This window comes from Bradyrhizobium quebecense (assembly GCF_013373795.3).
GTDB lineage: Bacteria > Pseudomonadota > Alphaproteobacteria > Rhizobiales > Xanthobacteraceae > Bradyrhizobium > Bradyrhizobium quebecense.
The window spans coordinates 3,846,615-3,866,859 of sequence record NZ_CP088022.1 but is presented as its reverse complement, the minus strand read 5'-3'; the positions used below and the strand labels follow the sequence as shown (position 1 = coordinate 3,866,859).

At 64.1% G+C, this 20,245-nt stretch carries 18 protein-coding genes; 8 read left to right on the top strand and 10 right to left on the bottom strand.

The window, feature by feature from the left end; genetic code table 11:
- Positions 1-173: 173 nt before the first annotated feature.
- Both groL and HU230_RS18775 read right to left on the bottom strand, forming a co-directional pair.
- Positions 174-1,814 carry a chaperonin GroEL gene (gene groL, locus HU230_RS18780; protein WP_176530386.1) on the bottom strand — a complete coding sequence of 547 codons (1,641 nt, stop codon included), beginning with the start codon at positions 1,812-1,814 and terminating at the stop codon, positions 174-176.
- A gap of 42 nt (positions 1,815-1,856) precedes the next feature.
- Positions 1,857-2,171: a co-chaperone GroES gene (locus HU230_RS18775; RefSeq protein WP_176530387.1), complete on the bottom strand. Its 315-nt coding sequence runs from the start codon at positions 2,169-2,171 to the stop codon at positions 1,857-1,859.
- Positions 2,172-2,552: 381 nt separating this feature from the next.
- On the opposite strand from HU230_RS18775, the gene HU230_RS18770 reads away from it, so the two are divergent.
- Both HU230_RS18770 and HU230_RS18765 read left to right on the top strand, forming a co-directional pair.
- A complete protein-coding gene (locus tag HU230_RS18770; RefSeq protein ID WP_176530388.1) occupies positions 2,553-2,843 on the top strand; it encodes an usg protein in 291 nt (96 codons plus the stop codon).
- A gap of 99 nt (positions 2,844-2,942) precedes the next feature.
- A complete protein-coding gene (locus HU230_RS18765; RefSeq protein ID WP_176530389.1) occupies positions 2,943-3,521 on the top strand; it encodes a cupin domain-containing protein in 579 nt (192 codons plus the stop codon).
- 196 nt (positions 3,522-3,717) lie between these two features.
- On the opposite strand, the gene HU230_RS18760 is transcribed toward HU230_RS18765, so the two are convergent.
- Positions 3,718-4,974 carry a NupC/NupG family nucleoside CNT transporter gene (locus HU230_RS18760; protein WP_176530390.1) on the bottom strand — a complete coding sequence of 419 codons (1,257 nt, stop codon included), beginning with the start codon at positions 4,972-4,974 and terminating at the stop codon, positions 3,718-3,720.
- Between the two features lie 116 nt (positions 4,975-5,090).
- On the opposite strand from HU230_RS18760, the gene HU230_RS18755 reads away from it, so the two are divergent.
- Positions 5,091-6,314 carry an MFS transporter gene (locus HU230_RS18755; RefSeq protein ID WP_176530391.1) on the top strand — a complete coding sequence of 408 codons (1,224 nt, stop codon included), beginning with the start codon at positions 5,091-5,093 and terminating at the stop codon, positions 6,312-6,314.
- A gap of 40 nt (positions 6,315-6,354) precedes the next feature.
- Here the strand turns inward: HU230_RS18755 and HU230_RS18750 are convergent, their stop codons facing one another.
- The 3 genes from HU230_RS18750 to HU230_RS18740 all read right to left on the bottom strand — a co-directional run bounded on the left by HU230_RS18750 (position 6,355) and on the right by HU230_RS18740 (position 9,808).
- Complete coding sequence (locus HU230_RS18750; RefSeq protein WP_224943361.1) at positions 6,355-7,641, bottom strand: IS4 family transposase; 1,287 nt, start codon at positions 7,639-7,641, stop codon at positions 6,355-6,357.
- 631 nt (positions 7,642-8,272) lie between these two features.
- Positions 8,273-9,034, bottom strand: coding sequence for an SDR family oxidoreductase (locus HU230_RS18745; protein ID WP_021077765.1), 762 nt, complete (start codon positions 9,032-9,034; stop codon positions 8,273-8,275).
- A gap of 12 nt (positions 9,035-9,046) precedes the next feature.
- Complete coding sequence (locus HU230_RS18740; RefSeq protein WP_050406373.1) at positions 9,047-9,808, bottom strand: proteasome-type protease; 762 nt, start codon at positions 9,806-9,808, stop codon at positions 9,047-9,049.
- A gap of 296 nt (positions 9,809-10,104) precedes the next feature.
- Here HU230_RS18740 and HU230_RS18735 point away from each other — a divergent pair, with 296 nt between their 5' ends.
- Positions 10,105-11,715 (top strand): ABC transporter substrate-binding protein, encoded by a 1,611-nt coding sequence (locus tag HU230_RS18735; protein ID WP_224943360.1) that lies wholly within the window; start codon positions 10,105-10,107, stop codon positions 11,713-11,715.
- Positions 11,716-11,857: 142 nt separating this feature from the next.
- Here the strand turns inward: HU230_RS18735 and HU230_RS18730 are convergent, their stop codons facing one another.
- Positions 11,858-12,151 carry a GYD domain-containing protein gene (locus HU230_RS18730; protein ID WP_224943359.1) on the bottom strand — a complete coding sequence of 98 codons (294 nt, stop codon included), beginning with the start codon at positions 12,149-12,151 and terminating at the stop codon, positions 11,858-11,860.
- A 564-nt stretch (positions 12,152-12,715) separates the two neighbouring features.
- On the opposite strand from HU230_RS18730, the gene pdhA reads away from it, so the two are divergent.
- The 3 genes from pdhA to HU230_RS18715 are packed head-to-tail and all read left to right on the top strand — an operon-like array spanning position 12,716 to position 15,877.
- Entirely contained in the window at positions 12,716-13,762 is a 1,047-nt protein-coding gene (gene pdhA, locus HU230_RS18725) for a pyruvate dehydrogenase (acetyl-transferring) E1 component subunit alpha (RefSeq protein ID WP_420840889.1), read from the top strand.
- Entirely contained in the window at positions 13,755-14,735 is a 981-nt protein-coding gene (locus tag HU230_RS18720) for an alpha-ketoacid dehydrogenase subunit beta (protein WP_176530392.1), read from the top strand. The genes pdhA and HU230_RS18720 overlap by 8 nt, the downstream gene beginning before the upstream one ends.
- A gap of 20 nt (positions 14,736-14,755) precedes the next feature.
- Positions 14,756-15,877: a dihydrolipoamide acetyltransferase family protein gene (locus HU230_RS18715; RefSeq protein WP_176530393.1), complete on the top strand. Its 1,122-nt coding sequence runs from the start codon at positions 14,756-14,758 to the stop codon at positions 15,875-15,877.
- 20 nt (positions 15,878-15,897) lie between these two features.
- On the opposite strand, the gene HU230_RS18710 is transcribed toward HU230_RS18715, so the two are convergent.
- The 3 genes from HU230_RS18710 to HU230_RS18700 form a co-directional block, all read right to left on the bottom strand.
- Positions 15,898-16,740 (bottom strand): transglutaminase family protein, encoded by an 843-nt coding sequence (locus tag HU230_RS18710; RefSeq protein ID WP_176530394.1) that lies wholly within the window; start codon positions 16,738-16,740, stop codon positions 15,898-15,900.
- 152 nt (positions 16,741-16,892) lie between these two features.
- Positions 16,893-17,837, bottom strand: coding sequence for an alpha-E domain-containing protein (locus HU230_RS18705; protein ID WP_176530395.1), 945 nt, complete (start codon positions 17,835-17,837; stop codon positions 16,893-16,895).
- An 8-nt stretch (positions 17,838-17,845) separates the two neighbouring features.
- Positions 17,846-19,264 carry a circularly permuted type 2 ATP-grasp protein gene (locus HU230_RS18700; protein ID WP_050625548.1) on the bottom strand — a complete coding sequence of 473 codons (1,419 nt, stop codon included), beginning with the start codon at positions 19,262-19,264 and terminating at the stop codon, positions 17,846-17,848.
- Positions 19,265-19,491: 227 nt separating this feature from the next.
- On the opposite strand from HU230_RS18700, the gene HU230_RS18695 reads away from it, so the two are divergent.
- Positions 19,492-20,244, top strand: a complete 753-nt coding sequence (locus HU230_RS18695) for a competence/damage-inducible protein A (RefSeq protein ID WP_176530396.1) — start codon at positions 19,492-19,494, stop codon at positions 20,242-20,244.
- The last annotated feature ends 1 nt before the right edge of the window (position 20,245 follow it).

The following is a 20,245-nucleotide window of genomic DNA, read 5'->3' as shown; positions in this document are numbered from 1 at the left end:
GTGCATAACGTGCATGCTGAGAGCCGCGTGAGGCCCCTGCATCAGCGTGAGGTTGTGCAAGGTATTTGCATTGGCCGCGCTGCGGTAAGTAGCCCGGCGAGCCTACCCCAAACAAAAACCCCGGCATCGCTGCCGGGGTTTTGCATTTCGTAAATTGCCCGAGTGGCTGGACCTTAGAAGTCCATGCCGCCCATGCCGCCGCCCGGAGGCATCGCGGGGCCGCCGGCGTTCTTCTTCGGCAGCTCGGCAACCATCGCTTCCGTGGTGATCAGCAGCGCGGCAACCGAGGCAGCGTTCTGGATCGCGGTGCGGACGACCTTGGTCGGGTCGATGATGCCCTTCTTGACGAGGTCGGCATACTCGCCGGTCTGGGAGTCGAAGCCGTAGTTGTAGGCCTTGTTCTCCAGGATCTTGCCGACGATGACCGAACCGTCTTCACCGGCGTTGATCGCGATCTGGCGAGCCGGGGAGGACAGCGCCTTGCGCACGATCTCGACGCCGGTCTTCTGGTCGTCGTTCTTGGTGCGCAGGCCCTTGAGCTGCTCGGAAGCACGGAGCAGGGCGACGCCGCCGCCCGGGACGATGCCTTCCTCGACAGCCGCACGGGTCGCATGCATCGCGTCATCAACGCGATCCTTGCGCTCCTTCACCTCGACCTCGGTCGCGCCGCCGACGCGGATCACCGCGACGCCGCCTGCGAGCTTGGCGAGACGCTCCTGCAGCTTCTCACGGTCGTAGTCCGAGGTGGTCTCCTCGATCTGCGCCTTGATCTGGGCAACGCGGGCGTCGATGTCGGCCTTCTTGCCGGCGCCGTTGACGATCGTGGTGTTTTCCTTGTCGATCATCACCTTCTTGGCGCGACCGAGCATCTGCAGCGTGACGTTCTCGAGCTTGATGCCGAGGTCTTCCGAGATGGCCTGGCCGCCGGTCAGGATCGCGATGTCCTGCAGCATGGCCTTGCGGCGATCGCCGAAGCCCGGAGCCTTGACGGCCGCGACCTTCAGGCCGCCACGCAGGCGGTTGACGACGAGGGTGGCGAGGGCTTCGCCTTCGACGTCTTCAGCGACGATGACCAGCGGCTTGCCGGTCTGCACCACGGCCTCGAGCAGCGGCAGCAGCTCGTTCAGCGAGGAGAGCTTCTTCTCGTTGATGAGGATGTAGGCGTCGTCCATCTCAACGCGCATCTTGTCGGCGTTGGTGACGAAGTAGGGCGAGATGTAGCCGCGGTCGAACTGCATGCCCTCGACGACGTCGAGCTCGGTCTCGAGCGACTTGGCTTCCTCGACCGTGATCACGCCCTCGTTGCCGACCTTCTTCATGGCGTCGGCGAGGAACTTGCCGATCTCGGCATCGCCGTTGGCCGAAATGGTGCCAACCTGGGCGATCTCCTCGTTCGAGGTGACCTTCTTCGAGTTCTTCTGGAGGTCCGCAACGACGGCTTCGACCGCGAGGTCGATACCGCGCTTCAGGTCCATCGGGTTCATGCCGGCGGCAACCGACTTGGCGCCTTCACGCACGATCGCCTGGGCGAGCACGGTCGCCGTGGTGGTGCCGTCGCCGGCCGCGTCAGCGGACTTGGAGGCGACTTCGCGCACCATCTGGGCGCCCATGTTCTCGAACTTGTCCTCGAGCTCGATCTCCTTGGCGACGGTGACGCCGTCCTTGGTGATGCGGGGAGCGCCGAACGACTTCTCGAGCACGACGTTGCGGCCCTTCGGACCGAGAGTGACCTTCACCGCATTGGCGAGGATGTCGACGCCGCGCAGCATCTTGTCGCGCGCATCGACGGAGAATTTGACTTCTTTAGCTGCCATCTGAATTTTTCCTTGAGATTTACCTGGGAGGGAAAGAGGCGCTTAGGCCGCCTTCTTCTTGGAAGCGGGGACGTCGAGCACGCCCATGATGTCGCTTTCCTTCATGATCAGCAGGTCTTCGCTGTCGATCTTGACCTCGGTGCCCGACCACTTGCCGAACAGGACGCGGTCGCCGACCTTGATGTCGATGGGGATCAGCTTGCCAGCTTCGTCGCGGCCGCCCGGGCCGACGGCGATGACTTCGCCCTGCGAGGGCTTTTCCTTGGCGCTGTCCGGAATGATGATGCCGCCAGCAGTCTTCTCTTCGGCGTCGATACGCTTGACCACGACGCGGTCGTGAAGCGGACGGAATTTCATGCAGTCCTCCTAAACGTTTGCGGATGCTGTAGATTTTTGGAGTGTTAGCAGTCCAGCCCAGCGAGTGCCAGACTGGCTGTGCAGGAGATAGGCCAAGCCTTGGCGGCGGGCAAGTGGCTCTAGCAGAAAAATTGGCACTCGCGAATGACGGCTGCCAGCATCATTTCGGCATCCTTAATGCCGCCCCGCAGGGGTCGCCGGGGCTATTAGCAGATGCGGTAAGCTGCTGCTAACGCAAGAAATTTCAACAACCTATTAAACATTTAGGCTTGAGATGGGTTAGTCGCGTGCGTCACATTTCTCTCATGTGAGCGCATCCATTGCCGGTGGTCCGGCGGGGGTCGGCCGCCATGTGAATGCGCTCCGTCACAGGAGGTTGGCATGGTCTCGCGAGTTGGTGGGGTTGTTTCCGACGATTTCCGGAAGCAGTTGCTGGGGTATGGATTGACGACGGCGCAAATCCTGTATCGGATGCCGGACCATCCCTCGTTGCTGCAAACTTATGTCTGGCAGAACTACGACCTGTTTCCGAGATTTCCGGCGCTGCGGGATTTCCTCGCCTTCTGGCAGGAGAAGCTCGAGGGCCCGCTGTTCTCGGTGACGGTGGCGCATTCCAAGCTGGTCAAGCCGGCCGAACTGCGCGCCGTCGACGGCGTGTTCCGGCTGCATTGATCCGCACGGGGGCAAGGCGCGCGCTCTGCGCCTTTGCCCACCTCGCGCGGCGCGACTTGTGTTAGCCTTCGCCCGTCACAAAAAGACGGGAGGCGAACAATGGCCAAGAAGACGGCATCGAGATCCGCAGCCAAGACCGCGGTGAAGAAGAAATGGTCGGGGCTTGGCGCCGGCGCCAAGAAATCGTCCGCGAAATCGTCCGCGCGCAAGGCCATCAAGTCGAAGGGCCGCGTCACCGCGGCCAAGAAGAGCGTGCCGAAGACGGCAACCAAGACAGCAACCAAGGCGCGGCCGAAGCAGCGCGTTGCCATCAGCCATCACCGCGAAGAGGATTTCAAGGCCGACGGCCTGCGCGCCTACGCCAAGTACCGCGACCTCGGCATTGCCGCAGCATCCCATGGCCTCGCGCAGGCGCATGTCATCCGGCTGCAGGGACCGTGCAATCCGGACGAGGTCTCGAAGCTGCACTTCCACGACGTCGAATTCCAGATGGTCTATGTGCTCAAGGGCTGGGTGAAGACCTACATGGAAGGCGAGGGCGAGACGCTGATGAAAGAGGGCAGCGCCTGGACCCAGCCGCCGCGCATCCGGCATATGATCCTGGACTACTCCGACGACGTCGAGCTGCTGGAGGTGATCCTGCCGGCCGAGTTCAAGACGGTGGAGTTGAAGGCGTAAGCCTCGCTGCGTCATGGCCGGGCTTGACCCGGCCATCCATCCAGCTTCGCAAGTGTCTTCGCTAATCGATGGATGCCCGGGTCAAGCCCGGGCATGACGAGCTGGGTGAGATCTTGTAGCCCGGATGGAGCGCAGCGAAATCCGGGGCTCGTGCCCGCAGTCGGACGGCCCCGGATTGCGCTGCGCTTCATCCGGGCTACGGCGCTGTCATCATCCCCACGATCGCGCCCATCAGGCAGGTCGTCAGCGTACCCGAGACGACCGACTTCAGCCCGAGCGCGTTGATCTCGTCGCGCCGTTCGGGCGCCATGATGCCGAGGCCGCCGATCATGATGCCGAGACTCGCGAAGTTGGCAAAACCGCACATCGCGTAGAGCATGATCAGCTGCGAGCGCGGATCGAGCGCGTCGGGCCCGAGCTTCGACAGGTCGACATAGGCGATCAGCTCGTTCAGCACGGTCTTGGTGCCCATCAGGCTTCCCGCCGTGATCGCCTGCGGCCACGGCAGGCCCATCAGCCAGCACACCGGCGCCATGACGTAACCGAGCAGCCGTTGCAGCGAAATCTTCGCGCCGCCGATTTCCGGCAGCAGGCCGATGATTGCATTCGCCAGATAGACCAGCGCGACCAGCACCAAGAGCATCGCGATGATGTTCATCAGCAGCTCGAGGCCGCCGGCGGTGCCCTTCACGATGGCGTCCATTGTCGATGACACCTGAACATCGGGATCGTCGAGCGACCCGCCGGTGCGCTGGTCCGACGTTTCCGGCACCATGATCAGGCTGACCAGAATCGCGGCCGGCGCGCCGAGCACCGAGGCGATGACGAAATGCGCGGCAGCATCCGGGATCAGCGGCGCGAGCAGCGTTGCGTAGAGCACCAGCACGGTGCCGGCGATCCCGGCCATGCCGCCGGTCATCACCAGAAACAATTCGCTGCGGGTGAGCTGCGCCAGATAGGGGCGGATGAACAGCGGCGCTTCCACCATGCCGAGGAAGATGTTGGCGGCGGTGGAAAGCCCGACCGCGCCGCCGACGCCGAGCGTGCGTTCCAGGATCCAGGCCATGCCGCGCACAACAGGCGGCAGCACGCGCCAATAGAACAACAGCGTCGTCAGCACGCTCATGACAAGCACGATCGGCAGCGCCTGGAAGGCGAGGATGAAATCCGAGCCCGGCGCCTTGGGATCGAACGGCGCCGGACCGCCGCCGACATAACCGAACACGAAGGCGGTGCCGGCGCGCGTCGCCGCCGCGATGGTGCCGACGGCATCGTTGATCGCGCCGAAGGCCTGCGTCACCAGCGGCACCTTGATCAGCACCAGCGCAGTCACGACGGTGACGACGAGCCCGATCGTCGCCTGTCGCAGCGACACCTTCAGGCGATTCTCGCTCAACGCCCAGGCGATCACGAGCAACGCCACCACGCCGAACGCCGATTGCAACTGCAGCATCACGCCCCCAAGAACCCTCGGGCGATTATGGGCAGGGGTCTCGCGCGGCGCAATGCTGTTGCGCGTTGATCCCGAATCCATTGACAAGTTGTAGGCCCTCAGCCACGCCATCTCGCATGTCCTCCGCCACACCGGCCGGCGCCCGCGATCTGCTCGGTCACAGATCTTTCCTGTTCTTCCTGTCGTCGCGCAGCCTGTCGCGTTTCTCCAATCAGATCGCGGCGGTGGCGATCGGCTGGCAGATCTACGATTTGACCGGCAGTGCGTTTGCCCTGGGCATGGTGGGGCTGGTCCAGTTCCTGCCGACGGCGCTGCTGGTGTTTATCGCGGGTCATGCCGCCGACCGGTTCGAGCGTCGGCGTGTGGTGCAACTCTGCCAGCTTGCGGAAGTGCTGACCGCGTTGTTCCTCGCGGTCAGCACCTTTGCCGGTACCATCTCGGAGTTGCAGATTTTTGCCGCGACCTTCGTGCTGGGGATTGCCGGCGCGTTCGAGAGTCCGGCGACCGCCGCGCTGCTGCCCCTGATTGCTCCGCAAGGTTCGCTGCAGCGGGCGACCGCAATCTCGAGCGGTGCGGCGCAGGTCGCGACGATCACCGGGCCTGCGCTTGGCGGCCTGGCCTACGCGGCGATGCCGAGCCTGGCCTACGCCGCGATGACCGTGTTCTGGCTGCTCGGTATGATCCTGACCGGCGGTATCGGCCGGCTGCAAACGGCGCCGGCGAAGAACGGCGAGGTGTCGGATGACCTGTATGCCGGCGTCACCTTCGTTCGCAGCAATCCGGCGATCCTCGGCACCATCTCGCTCGATTTGTTTGCGGTGCTGTTCGGCGGCGTCACCGCGCTGCTGCCGATCTATGCGCGCGACATCCTGCAAACCGGCCCGCTCGGCCTCGGCATCCTGCGCGCCGCGCCCGCGGTCGGCGCGCTACTGATGACCATGCTGCTGGCGCGGCACACCATCAACCGCCGCGTCGGCATGCGCATGTTCCAGGCGGTGATCGTGTTCGGCGTCGCGACGGTGGTGTTCGCGCTGTCGCAATGGATGTGGCTGTCGGCGCTGGCGCTCGCGGTGCTCGGCGCTGCGGACACGATCAGCGTCGTGATCCGTTTCTCGCTGGTGCAGCTTGCCACCCCCGACGAGATGCGCGGCCGCGTCGGCGCGGTGAACTTCCTGTTCATCAACGCGTCCAACCAGCTCGGCCAGTTCGAGAGCGGCGTCACCGCGGCGCTGCTCGGTGCCGTGCCGTCGGCCGTGCTCGGCGGCGTCGCTACGGTCGCGGTCGCGCTGCTCTGGATGAAGTTGTTCCCGACGCTGCGGGATGTCGAGAAGCTGGAGTAGGAGCGCGTCACTTACCTCGCCCCGCGTGCGGCTATCAGATTCACACATTCTGAAGCCTTAGATTGGCGCCGTATTTGATGGCGTGGAACTTGGCAAGGCCGATGCGGATGACTTTGGGACCCGGCTTGCCGTAGTAGCCGGTCCAGCCGCCGAGGCGTGCGATGACCCAAGCGACAAAGGCCAGGGATCCCTTCGGGTGCGGATTGCGTTGCCGCTCGGTCTTGCCTTCGAGCCGGGCGGAGACGGCTTCGAGGATGGGTTGGTCGTCCGGCTCGAAGGCATCGCTCAGGAGCTGATCCGTGTTGCCGTCGCGGGCCTGGACGAGTTGCTTGATGGTGATGGCCGCAACGGCTGCAGCAGCGACGAAGTTGATCATGGCCTGCGGGTCGCCGATATCGGCTTCCTCTATATCGAAGCCTGCCGTCTTGAGCGTACGGAAGAACTCCTCGATCACCCAACGCGTCCGGTAGAAGCCGACCACTTGACGCGCGTCGTTCAATGTAGCGACAGCGTGGGTAGTCAAAAGCCGCCAATGCACAGGTGCGCTACCGTCTTTCGGCTCCGATACCTCGCGGACATCGACCAGCGTCAGGTGAACCGTCTCGGGCAACGTCGGATCGGCTCCATGGAGCGGCCGGCATACGGCCACCGGCGCGAAGCGCACTGCGAACTCGGTATCGCGCGCGCGCCGTCCTGGTGCGGCGGGGACCGTCATGGCAACGCGCCCTTGTTCGGCCTGGGCGTCGATGAAGGTGAACAGCAAATCCGGGTCTTCTTCGGACCCCTCGATCCGCCGATTCTGGCAGGCCCTCACAACCAATTCGACGTTTTGCGGACGCTTCACGAACAGTTCGTAAAAGTCGCTTTCGCGGTCCGATACCATCGTGACGCTGGCCGCCGCAGCCAGTACCTCACCCGCCCGTTCGCTGCTCTCGATCCATCGTTGCGATTCCTTAGCCGCCGTCGCCCGCTTGCGCCGTGGTGCCAACTCCTCTCGGTTACGGTTCCAGACCTGCATCGAGACCAGACCGAGCAACCCTTGCGTCTCGGCCTCTACCGCCAGTGCCACATGCAGCAACAAACCCGCGGCATTGCCTTTGGCGACCGGTCCGTAGCATTGTCGCGACCGCCGGCCGCCCAAGATCAATTCCGACGTGTCCTGTGCGACAACAACATGCCGACCAGCCGCTCGCTGCCCGGTGAGGTCTCCGGCATGCCGTGACATCTCTGCGGCCGTCACCGACGGATTGTGAAGAAGCCGGCGAAACTGCATCTCGCCCGCACGGTCCTCACCGAGGCGGCGGATGCACGAGCCAGGCCGGGCCACCAGCGCCGCATGCAGCCGCGCCCCCCTTTTTCCAGGCGACGATCGCCAAATCGTCCCAGTCCATATGCCACCCCGGCCATCAAAACCTCCACCGGCTTGCCTACCGATAGAGAATCCCGCTTTACCGCTAATCGCAACCCAGATGTGTGAATGCGATAGCCGCACGCGGGGCGAGGTCGGATCGCATGCAGCGAAGCGGAATGCGATCCGGGTGAGGGGGTACAGGTCTCAGCGCGCGGCTTGCTCGCGGAGAGAGCCCCTCACCCCAACCCTCTCCCCGCAAGAGCGGGGCGAGGGAGCAGACCGAGCGCAAGCCCCAACAGCTCGTTCGCGTCGAGCGGTATGCCGGCAACGGCGCCGCGGACCCGCCTTGGTGTTCGCTTCGGGCGAGGGGTTTACAAATTTCGGAATAATGGAAAAATACCGCTGATTTGCCCGACGTGTCAAGTTGCCGTGTCGAACGCCGGCAGCTGCCGGCTACTTTGCACGGGGTTGTTTTCAATATTTGGCAGTGGGCCTTGGAACGGCATGGCCGGGACATAGGCGGAGCGGAAGCGACGCCGTCCTTCGGACGGCTATGCCCGGCCATGACGACGTGACAGTCCTGCCGCGAGCAGGGAGAAGGAGAAGATTAGCCCCGGCCCACGAACGGCATCTTGGTCGCCATGACCGTCATGAACAGCACGTTGGCGTCGAGCGGCAAGCCGGCCATGTAGGCGACGGCGTCGCCGACCGCCTTCGCGTCCATGCGCGGCTCGTGCTTGGTGGTGCCGTCCGGCTGCAGCACGCCGGGGCCGTTGACCATGCGATCGGTCATCGGGGTCGCGGCGTTGCCGATATCGACCTGGCCGACCGCGATGTCATACATGCGGCCGTCGAGGTTGGAGGCTTTTGTCAGGCCGGTGATGGCGTGCTTGGTCGAGGTGTAGGCCGCCGAGAACGGCCGCGGCGCGTGCGCCGAGATCGAGCCGTTGTTGATGATGCGGCCGCCGCGCGGCGTCTGGTCCTTCATGATGCGGAAGGCGTGCTGGGTGCACAGGAACGGCGCGGTGAGGTTGGTGTTGACCACGGCCTGCCACTGCTCGAGCGGCAGATCCTCGAAATTCACCGGCGGCGCGCCCATGCCGGCATTGTTGAAGAGAACGTCGAGCCGGCCATAGGTCGCCTTCACCTTGTCGAACAGCGCTGCGATCGCGGCCGGGTTGGCCATGTCGGCCGACACGCACAGGCTCTTGCCGGCCGGACCGAGCTTGGCGGTCTCTTCCAGCATCTCGATGCGGCGCCCGGCGAGCACCACGGTATAGCCCTTGTCCATCAAAGCGAGCGATGCTGCACGTCCGACACCGGTGCCGGCGCCGGTCACGAGCGCGATCTTGCTGGTTGCCTCAGTCATCCGAGTTTCCTCTTACTTGGTTTTTGCTTCGGTTTCGTTCTTGTAGGGTGGGCGTGGAATGTTCTGGTGCGCCGCGCGCAGCGCTGCCGACCAGCGCGAGCGCAGGTCGTGGAAATAGGGCTCGCCGGCCTCGATGCGGTGGTTGAGGTCCGCCTCGCAGGCGTCGGTGCGCACCACCAGCACGTCGATCGGCAGGCCGACGCCGAGATTGGAGCGCATCGTCGAATCCATCGAGATCAGCCCGGTCTTCAGCGCCTCGTAGAGCTCGACGTCGTAATGCATGGCGCGGTCGAGCACCGGCTTGCCGTATTTGTGCTCGCCGATCTGCAAATAAGGCGTGTCGGTGGTGCATTCGATGAAGTTGCCGGCGGTGTAGACCATGAACAGGCGCATCCGCGAGCCCTTGATCTGGCCGCCGAACAGGAATGAGACGTCGAAGGAGATGTCTTCGGAACGCAGCGCATCGCCCTCGGTGGCGTGCACCGACCGGATGGCGCGGCCGATCCGCTGCGCCGCCTGGAACATGGTGGGCGCGTTCATCAGCGTCTCGAGCTCGCCGGTGTGCGGATCTTCCATGCCCTCGGTCAGGGTCGACAGCACCGACTGGCTGATCGCGAGATTCCCCGCGCTGGCAATCGCCATGATGCGGTCGCCGGGCTTCTCGAAGATGTGCAGCTTGCGGAAGGTCGAGACGTTGTCGAGCCCGGCATTGGTGCGGGTATCGGCGATCATGACGAGGCCGTCGCGCACCAGAATTCCGCAGCAATAGGTCATTTCCAGTCCCCAAACGGTCCGAGTTTCTCGGCGCCAAACGTGTAGCCAATTTCGAGGTCGCATCCAACCCTAATTCCCCGTGACGGGACATGCGGTGGCCGGTCAAGAGGGGTCCGGCGATGGTCCGCGTGAGGTCCTTTTCCGCCGCTGGCCGCCTGAGAATCCCGTGCTTGCCCCGGCTTCGTTCTGCGTTGCGCGCAGCCGGCAATGATCTGCCCCCCGTGTCATTGCGGGGCACCTGGCGTTGTGGTCGACTGCCCGAAAGCGACAACAACAAGAAATTCCGGGAGGCGAGAATGTCGTTCAAACTGGCCACGTACATCATGGCATTGGGCGCAGCAGTGATGGCTGCGAGCCCGGCATCGGCGCAGAAGAAGGGCGGCACCTTGCGGCTCTATCACAACGACAATCCGCCCTCGACCTCGCTGCTCGAAGAGTCCACCATCGCCTCGGTGATGCCGTTCGCGGCGGTCTTCAACAATCTCGTGGTATTCGATCCGGCCAAGGTGCACGAAAGCATCGACACCGTGATCCCCGATCTCGCCGAGAGCTGGTCGTGGGATTCCACCAACACAAAGCTCACCTTCAGGCTCAGGCACGGCGTGAAGTGGCATGACGGCCAGCCGTTCACGGCCAAGGACGTGCAGTGCACCTGGCGGATGCTGATCGGCAAGAGCGAGACCCAAGACTCCAAAACCCAGGACTTCAAGCGCAATCCGCGCAAGGTCTGGTACTCGAAACTCAGGGATGTCAGCGTCAATGGCGACGATGAGGCGACCTTCGAGCTGACCGAGCCGCAACCTGGTCTCTTGGCGCTGCTCGCCAGCGCCTTCTCGGTGGTCTATCCGTGCCATGTGCCGCAGCAGGTGATGCGCACCAAGCCAATCGGCACCGGGCCGTTCAAATTCGTCGAATTCCGGCGCGGGGATTCGATCCGCCTGGTGCGCAATCCCGATTACTTCAAGAAGGACCGGCCATATCTCGACGAGATTACGGTGCGCTCGATCGACAGCCGCGCCACACGCATGCTGGCGTTCGCGACCGGCGACTACGACATCACCTTTCCGTCCGATGTCAGCATTCCCCTGATGAAGGACGTCAAGGCGCGGGCGCCGAGCGCGATCTGCGAGATGACGTCGACCAATCTGCAGATCAATCTCTTGGTCAACCGCGTCAATCCGCCATTCGACAATCCGGAGATCCGCAAGGCGATGTCGCTGGCGCTCGATCGCAAGGCCTTCAACACCATCCTGTTCGAGGGCACCGGGCGGCTCGGCGGTGCGATGCAGGCCAAGCCGGAAGGCGAGTGGGGCATGCCGCCGGAGATATTGTCGACGCTGATGGGCTACGGCGCGGATACCGGGAAGAACCTCGCGGACGCGCAGGCGATCATGCAGAAGCTCGGCTACAGCGACGCCAAGCCGCTGTCGATCAAGATCCAGACCCGCAATTTGCCGACCTATCGCGACCCGGCCGTGATCCTCGCCGACCAGCTCAAGAAGATCTATATCGTTGCCGAGCTCGATATCCTCGACACGCCGCGCTGGTACTCGCGGCTGCAACGCAAGGATTACACGATCGGGCTCAATGTCACCGGCGTCAGCGTCGACGATCCCGACGGCAATCTGGTCGAGAACTATTCCTGCAACTCCGAGCGCAACTACACCCAGTATTGCAATGCAGAGGTGGACAAGCTGCTCGTCGCGCAGTCGCGCGAGGTCGACAAGGACAAGCGCCGCAAACAAAATTGTATTCGACATCGAGCGCCTGCTGGTCACCGATGCGGCGCGGCCGGTCATCCTGCACTCATCGGCCGGCAATTGCTGGCAGCCCTATGTGAGGAACTTTCATCCGCACGACAACAGCCAGTACAACAATCTGCGCTTCGAGGATGTCTGGCTGGATAAATAATGCATGCAGTTCCGCTGACGACGACGTGAGCCGTCGCCTTGGGCGCACGCAGAAGTTCGCACAGGTCGCCGGGGGGCAGAACAGCGACGGTACCCGTCGGTCAGGCCGCGCAGAGATCCGTCAGAGCATCCGAAGCCGCTACGGAAGCTCGGCGATCAGCTTGGTCCACTCGGCCTCGGGCCAGGCCCGGGAAGTGCAGGTCCGTATGTTTCCCTGAGAACTGAGGGCAAGCGCGAGCTTTGTGATGTTGTCGCCGAGAGGCGCTTCGGCGAGGAGAAGGATGTCATGCTCGCCGGAGGTGAGATAGACCTCCTTGATTTCGACACCGAGCGTCTTGGCGAGTTCTTTCGCCGCTCGGCTGCGCTTGGGCGCTTCCTTGACGTTACGAATTCCCTGGTCGGTCCAGTCGATCCTCACTATGAATGTCGCCATGTCGTCCTCCAAGGGTTACGCATTCCCTTGTCTGCCGCGTGTGCGGCAGGCCAACCTGCTTCATGTTGAAGTTGAGGGAGCGCCATATAAGGCAGGCGCTGCGTTCAGACTGAGATGCCTGCCGACGGCCTGACCGCTGCCCGTTCCGTCAAACGGAGACGTCGGCCCGTCCCGTCTCAAAGGGCAGCTCGGCGCAGACTACGCCATGTCGCTCGCCCGAGAAAGAGGGCTCGCCGCGTTGTGATCGCAAACGCAGTGGCAAGGCACGATGTTCGCACGAAATTCACGTCAGCGAAAACACTGCGTCGAGATCACACGCTCTGCACAAGGATGAGGGCCACAGCAGGCTTTCGCCTGCCGGGCAGCCACCTGGTGCAGGTCGTCAGGCGTAAGTCATCAGGCGCAAGTCAGCTGGGCCTGCACCCAGAGCGAAGTTACGGCGGTATTGCATCGTCGCGGCGCGAACACCAAATAGCTGAACGTGGCAGGCAGAACCGCTCCGGGAGAGTGAGCGTGGCCAGCAAAAGAGCAAACGAAGAGCTCCCCGTCATTGCACGCTTTGAGGTGCGCCGCCGCAACTACCTCGCGCCGGACGGCGCTATCATCCGGCCGCTTCCCTCCTGCGCCCGCGATGCCAAGCTGCTGATCGAACTCTACCGGTCGATGGTGCTGTTGCGGCTGTTTGACCGCAAGGCTGTTGCGTTGCAGCGCACCGGTCGGCTGGGAACCTATGCCGTATCGCTCGGCCAGGAAGCCGTGTCGGTCGGCATTGCGAGTGCGATGCGGCAAGAAGACGTTCTGCTGCCTTCCTATCGTGACAATGGCGCGTTGCTCTGGCGTGGCGTCAAGCCCGAGGAGATACTGCTGTTCTGGGGCGGCGATGAGCGGGGCAATCAATTCTCCGGTCCAGTCCATGATTTTCCATTCTGCGTTCCCGTCGGATCGCAGGCGCCTCATGCCGCCGGCGTGGCCTATGCCTTGAAGCTGCGCAAGCAGCCGCGTGTGGCCGTCTGCCTGTTCGGCGACGGCGCTACCTCGAAAGGCGACGTCTACGAGGCCATGAATTTTGCCGGCGTTCACAAATTGCCGCTCGTGTTCGTCGTCACCAACAATCAATGGGCCATATCGGTGCCGCTGCGGTTGCAGACCGCCTCTGAAACGCTGGCCCAGAAGGCTATCGCGGCCGGGTTCAGCGGCGAGCAGGTAGATGGGTGCGACGTGGTGGCGATGCGCGCCGCGGCCGAGGAGGCCATTGCCGCTGCCCGCGACGGCAACGGCCCGCACTTTATCGAAGCGGTCACCTACAGGCTCGGCGATCACACGACGTCAGATGATGCGTTGCGCTATCGTTCGGCCGAAGAAGTCCAGGCGCATTGGAAGGAAGAGCCGATTGCGCGCCTCAGGTCCTATCTGGTGGGTCAGAAGATGTGGACCAAGGCGGACGAGGAGCGGCTTGCCGCCGAGTGCCATGAGCGCATCGAGGCGGCGGTGCAGCGCTATCTGACGACGCCGCCGCGCCGGCCAGAAACCATGTTCGACAACCTCTATGCCGAGCTGCCCGAGGCCTATGCCGCGCAGCGTCGCGAACTCGCGGGAGAGGACGATGCCTGAAGTGACGTTGGTCGAAGCCGTCAATCTGGCGCTCGGCCGCGCGATGGCTGACGATCCCGATGTGGTCTTGCTCGGCGAAGATATCGGCGTCAATGGCGGCGTGTTCCGCGCGACGATTGGCTTGCAGGAGCGCTTCGGTCCGGAGCGCGTCCTTGATACGCCGCTTGCCGAACTCCTGATCAGCGGGCTCTGTGTCGGCATGGCCGCGCAGGGGCTGAAACCGGTCGGCGAAATCCAGTTCATGGGATTCATCTACCCCTGTCTCGATCAGCTGGTGAACCACGCATCTCGAATGCGCAACCGTACCCAGGGGCGGCTCACCTGTCCGATGGTTCTGCGCTCGCCGCATGGAGCCGGCATTCGCGCGCCCGAGCATCATTCCGAAAGCACCGAGGCGATGCTCGCCCACATTCCGGGCTTGCGTGTCGTCATGCCTTCGTCACCGGAGCGGGCCTATGGACTTCTCCTCGCCGCGATCCGCGATCCCGATCCGGTGGTATTCCTGGAGCCGACACGGCTGTACCGCGCGGCGAAAGGCGATGTGGAGGACAATGGCGAAGCCTTGCCGCTCGATCACGCCTTTGTCCTCAGGGAAGGTCGCGACATCACGCTGATCAGCTGGGGCGCGATGTTGAAGGAAACGATGGCCGCAGCGGACACGCTTGCCGATGACGGCATCGCCGCCGAGGTCATCGACCTCGCCACGCTCAAGCCCTACGATGAAAACACCGTGCTCGGTTCGGTCGCAAGGACCGGGCGCTGCGTCATCGTGCACGAGGCGGCACACACCGGCGGATTTGGCGCGGAGATCGCGGCCATGATCGCCGAGCGCGGACTGTCCTCGCTGCTCGCGCCCGTGATCCGCGTCACCGGCTACGACACGGTGATCCCGATGGCCCGCCTCGAGCAACGCTACATGCCGTCGGTCGGACGGATCGTGGCGGCAGCCCGAAAGACCTGCCAGTACAATTAAACACCGACGGATCTTGTCCCATGCACCAGTTCACGCTGCCGGACCTCGGTGAAGGTCTTGAAGAAGCGGAGATCGTCACCTGGTACGTCAACGAGGGCGACCATGTCGTGACCGACCAGCCGCTCGTCTCGGTCGAGACCGACAAGGCGGTTGTCGAAATACCGGCGCCGTCGAACGGACGCATCGCGCGTCTGTTCGGTGCCAAGGGCGATATCGTGAAGGTCGGCGCGCCGCTCGTGGAGTTTGCCGAAGGCGCCGAGGAGGATACCGGCACGATTGTGGGCGAACTCGGCACCGGCGAGCAACCGCTGGCGGCAGTAGCTGCTTCGACGCCGCCCGGCGGGGAGGGCGCTCAGGTGTTTCCGGCGGTGCGCGCCCTCGCGCGCAAGCTTGACGTCGCGCTCGACCTCGTCGAGGCGACGGGGCCCGGCGGCACCATCACGCGGGCCGATGTCGAGCGGGCGGCAAAGCGGATGTCTCACCGCGGACCCGCCGAGCCGCTGCGCGGCCTGCGCCGCGCGATGGCCCAGCGCATGACGGCGGCGCATGCGGAAATCGTGCCTGCGACGGTCACCGATGAAGCCGACATCAACGACTGGCGCCGGGACGAGGACGTGACAATCCGTCTGGTGCGTGCGATCGCCGCTGCATGCAAGGCAGAGCCCGCGCTCAACGCCTGGTATCATTCCGGCTCGGGAGAGCGGCGTCTGATCGAGCGCATCGATCTCGGCATCGCTGTCGACACCGGCGGCGGCCTGATCGTTCCCGTGCTGCGCAACGTCGCGGAGCGGACCGTATCGGACCTGCGGGCTGGGCTCGATCGCCTGCGCGCCGACGCGATCGCGCGTGCGATACCCCCGGAAGAGCTGCGTGGTGCGACGATCACGCTTTCGAACTTCGGAATGATCGGGGGCCGCTTCGCCAATCTCATCATCGTGCCGCCGCAGACGGCGATCGTCGGCGCCGGGCGGATTTCGGAGCGCGTGGTCGCGCATCAGGGCCAGGTTGCGGTCAGACGCACGTTGCCGCTATCGCTCACCTTCGACCATCGGGTGGTGACCGGCGGCGAAGCGGCCCGTTTCCTGGTTGTCCTCAAATCCGACCTTGAGCGCGGGACGCCGCTTCGCGGCTCCTCAGAATGAGAGAGAACGCTGGCGGCGGCTTACGACTGCGTCTGGCTCTGCCACTGCCCGGGGCGGCTGGCCTGGTCGACCTTGACCGCGACCGTCAGCGTCTCGTTGCCGCCGCCATAGCGGGTGCCGCGGACCGGGGCGGCACCGAGATAATCGAGGCCGATCGCGACGCGGGCATGGGCATCGGTGGTGCAGATGCCGTTGGCGGCGTCGAAGCCGACCCAGCCGAGGTCGGGCACGAAGGCTTCGGCCCAGGCGTGGCCGGCCTGCTGGTTGACCATGCCGTCGGAGCGCAGGAAGTGGCCGGAGACGAACCGCGCCGGAACGCCGCCGGCGCGCGCGCAGGCGATCAGGATGTGCGCGTAGTCCTGGCAGACCCCGCGCTTCAACGCGAACGCCTCGGACGCCGAGGTGGCGCTGTTGGTCGGGTCCTCGTCGAAGGTCATGTGCTCGTAGATCTGCACCATCACCGCGTGCAGGAAGCCGAGCACGTCGGCGCCGGCCTCCGCGCGCAGCTCGCGCACGAAACTCGTCATCGCCGGGTTGAGGTCCGTCAGCGGCGTGGCGCGCAGGAACAGGCTCGGCGGAAACCGCTCGTCGGTGCCTTTCAGCACGCCGCCGGTGTCCTGGGTCTCGACCAGACCCTCGCAATGGATCGTAAGGTCGGTGATCGCGCCGTGCGTCAGCACATGGGTGACGTTGCCGAACGCGTCCTCATGGGTGTCGAGCCGGGAATCGGTCGAGACGTCGATCTGCCAGTCGGCGACATACTGGCCGTCATGGCTGCCTGGCGTCATCCGCAGAATCTGGATCACGCCCGAGGCCGCCGGCTCGTAGCGATAGGTGGTGGTGTGGGCAATCCGCAGGCGCATGGCTCAACCGGAGTTCAGTCGGTCTTCTGGGGCAGGAACATCATGCCCGGACACCCACGTCTTTCTCCCTAATCGGCCGCGAAAGCAAGACATGGGTGACCGGGATAGACCCGGTCATGACGACATTTTGAGCACTTTTCCCGCCGCGGTGGTCACATCAAATACTGCTTGGCGACGATCTCACCCAGCCGCGAATTATCCGCAAGGAATTCCTGGATGAATTCGTGCACGCCGTGCTGGAAGATATCGTCCATATGGCTGTGCTCGAGCCGGTTCCTGATGCCGCGGGCGTGGCGCTGGGCGGCGCCCTGGCGGCCATAGGCGACGCCGATCTGGTCGAGATTGCGCACCAGGTTGCTGTAGCAGCTGGCAAGCGACCGCGGCAGCGTGTCGTTGAGGATCAGGAGGTCGGCGATCAGCCAGGGCTTCAGGGTTTCCCGATACACCCAGTGATAGGCGGTCGTTGCCGACACCGAGCGCAGGATCGAGGTCCACTGGTAGTAATCCAGCGGGCCGCCGACATGCTCCTCCTCGGGCAGCAGCATGTGATACTTGACGTCGAGAATGCGGGCGGTGTTGTCGGCGCGCTCGAGATGCACGCCGAGCCGCGAGAACCAGTAGGCGTCGTTGCGCAGCATGGTGCGGTAGGCCGACCCGTCGAAGCGCAGCGAGGTCTCCTGCACGAAGCGCAGGAATTTTGCCAGCTCCTCGCGGTTGGCGGGACCCTTGTTCCAGACTGCCTGCAGCTCGATCCACGATGAATTGATGGTGTCCCACATCTCCGACGTCAGCGCGGTGCGCACCGAACGCGAATTGAGCCGCGCGGCTTCGATGCAGTTCTTGATCGAAGAGGGATTTTCCGACGAGAAGGACAGATACTCGACGACGTTTCGCTCGTTGGCTTCTTCGTAATGGTCGTAGAAGGCCGCGCCGACACCGGCGGTGAGCAGCGCGGAATCCCACTCATTGGTCTTGCCGATATAGGCCGCGGGCAATGCGGTGACACGGAGCGTGGCGTCGATCGTGCGCGCGAGATACTCGGCGCGTTCGACATAACGGGCCAGCCAGAACAGGTTTTCGGCGGTGCGCGACAGCATGCTTTCAACTACTCGCTCAGTATCCAGGTGTCTTTGGTGCCGCCGCCCTGGCTCGAATTGACCACGAGCGAGCCTTCCTTCAGCGCAACGCGGGTCAGGCCGCCGGGCACGATGGTGGTGTGGCTAGAGCCGGTCAGCACGAACGGGCGGAGGTCGACATGGCGCGGCGCGAGGCCCTTGTCGGTGCAGGTCGGGCAGGTCGACAGCGCCAGCGTCGGCTGGGCGATGAAGCCCTCCGGCTCGCGCTTGAGCTTGTCGCGGAACGCCTCGATGGTTGCCTTGGTGGCGGCCGGGCCGATCAGCATGCCGTAGCCGCCCGAGCCGTGCACCTCCTTGACGACGAGGTCGGCGAGGTTGTCGAGCACGTAGGACAGGTCCTGCGGTTCGCGGCAGCGCCAGGTCTGCACGTTCTTCAGGATCGGCTCCTCGCTGAGGTAGAATTTCACGATATCGGGCATGTAGGAGTAGATCGCCTTGTCGTCGGCGATGCCGGTGCCGACCGCGTTGGCGAGCGTGATGTTGCCGGCCGCGTAGGCCGACATCAGCCCGGGGACGCCGAGCGCGGAATCCGGACGGAAGGTGAGGGGATCGAGGAAATCGTCGTCGACACGGCGGTAGATCACGTCGACCCGTTTCAGCCCCTCGGTGGTGCGCATGAACACCTCGTCGTTCTTGACGATGAGGTCACGCCCCTCGACCAGCTCGATGCCGAGCTTGTCGGCCAGGAAGGAGTGCTCGTAATAGGCCGAGTTGTAGACCCCGGGAGTCATCAGCGCGACCGTCGGCTCGGCGGAGGCGCTGTGCGGCGCCACCGACCGCAGCGCCGACAACAGCTCGTCCGGATAGCGCTCGACCGGCGCGACGCGGTGCCGCGCGAACAGGTCCGGAAACAGCCGCATCATGATCTCGCGGTTTTCCAGCATGTAGGAGACGCCGGACGGCGTGCGCGCATTGTCCTCCAGCACGATGAAATTGTCCGGATCGGTGCGGATGATGTCGATGCCGGCGATGTGGACGTAGATGTCGTGCGGTACGTCCTGGCCGTTCATCTCCGGCCGGAACACCGGGTTCTGGAAGATTAGGTCTTCCGGGATGACGTTGGCGCGCAGGATATCGCGGCCGTGATAGATGTCCTTGAGGAACATGTTGAGCGCGAGCACGCGCTGCTTCAGGCCCTTCTCCAGCAGCGTCCACTCGGTCGCCGACATGATCCGCGGAATGACGTCGAACGGGATCAGCCGTTCCTGGGCCTCGGAATCGCCGTAGACCGCGAAGGTGATGCCGATCCGGCGGAACAGCAGCTCCGCTTCCTGGCGTCGATATTCGAGCGCATCCGGCGGCGTCTCTTTGAGCCAGCGGGAGAGCTCCTGGTAGGCCGGGCGGAGATCCTCGCCGAGGCCGTTCATCTCATCGAACGCGACTGCCATATATCCCGATTGCCCTCCCAAGCCATGTGACACAGTGCATGACTTGATGGGATGGTAGCAAGGGGCGGGCCAGCGCGATATGCATTGGCTTGTGGCATTTGCTAAGGGGGAGGCGGAAGGCCTGCCCGAAAAACCGGCTGAGGTCTGCTTAATTCGGCGGCAAAACCCCGTGACATCAAGGCATTGGAACGGCAATGTCAGGGGATCAAGTTTAAGGAAATGAGACCATGAGCGAGATCGTCACGGCGGGGATATTGGTGATCGGCGACGAGATCCTGTCCGGCCGGACCAAGGACAAGAACATCGGCTTCATCGCCGAATACCTGACCAATATCGGCATCGACCTGAAGGAGGTCCGCGTCGTCGCCGATGACGAGGCTGACATCGTGTCCGCCCTTGATGCGCTGCGGCATAGGTACACCTACGTGTTCACCACCGGCGGCATCGGGCCGACCCATGACGACATCACCGCCGACAGCGTGGCGAAGGCGTTCGGGGTCGAGATCCACCATCATCCTGATGTGGTGGCGCGGTTCAGGGAGCGCTGGACCGAGCAGGACCTCAACGAGGCGCGGCTGCGGATGGCCCGGGTGCCCGATGGCGCCGAGCTGATCCAGAGTGCGACCATCCTGGCGCCGGGCTTCAAGCTCGGCAACGTCATCGTGATGGCCGGCATCCCCACCATCATGCAGGCGATGATGGACATCGTGGCGCCGACCCTGAAATCCGGTGTGCGGATGCTGTCGGACTCGGTCCGCGCCGACGCAAGGGAAGGCGACATCGGCGGCCCGCTGCGGGCGATCGCGGAAGCCAATCCCGACACCATCATCGGCAGCTATCCGTTCCAGGACGAGAACCAGAAGCCGAACACCAATCTGGTGGTGCGCTCGCGCGATCCCGAGAAGCTCGCCGCGGCGATGGCCGCGGTGAAGGAGATGCTGAAGCAGGTGCAGGCCGCGCAGAAGAAGCCGGTGGGTTGAG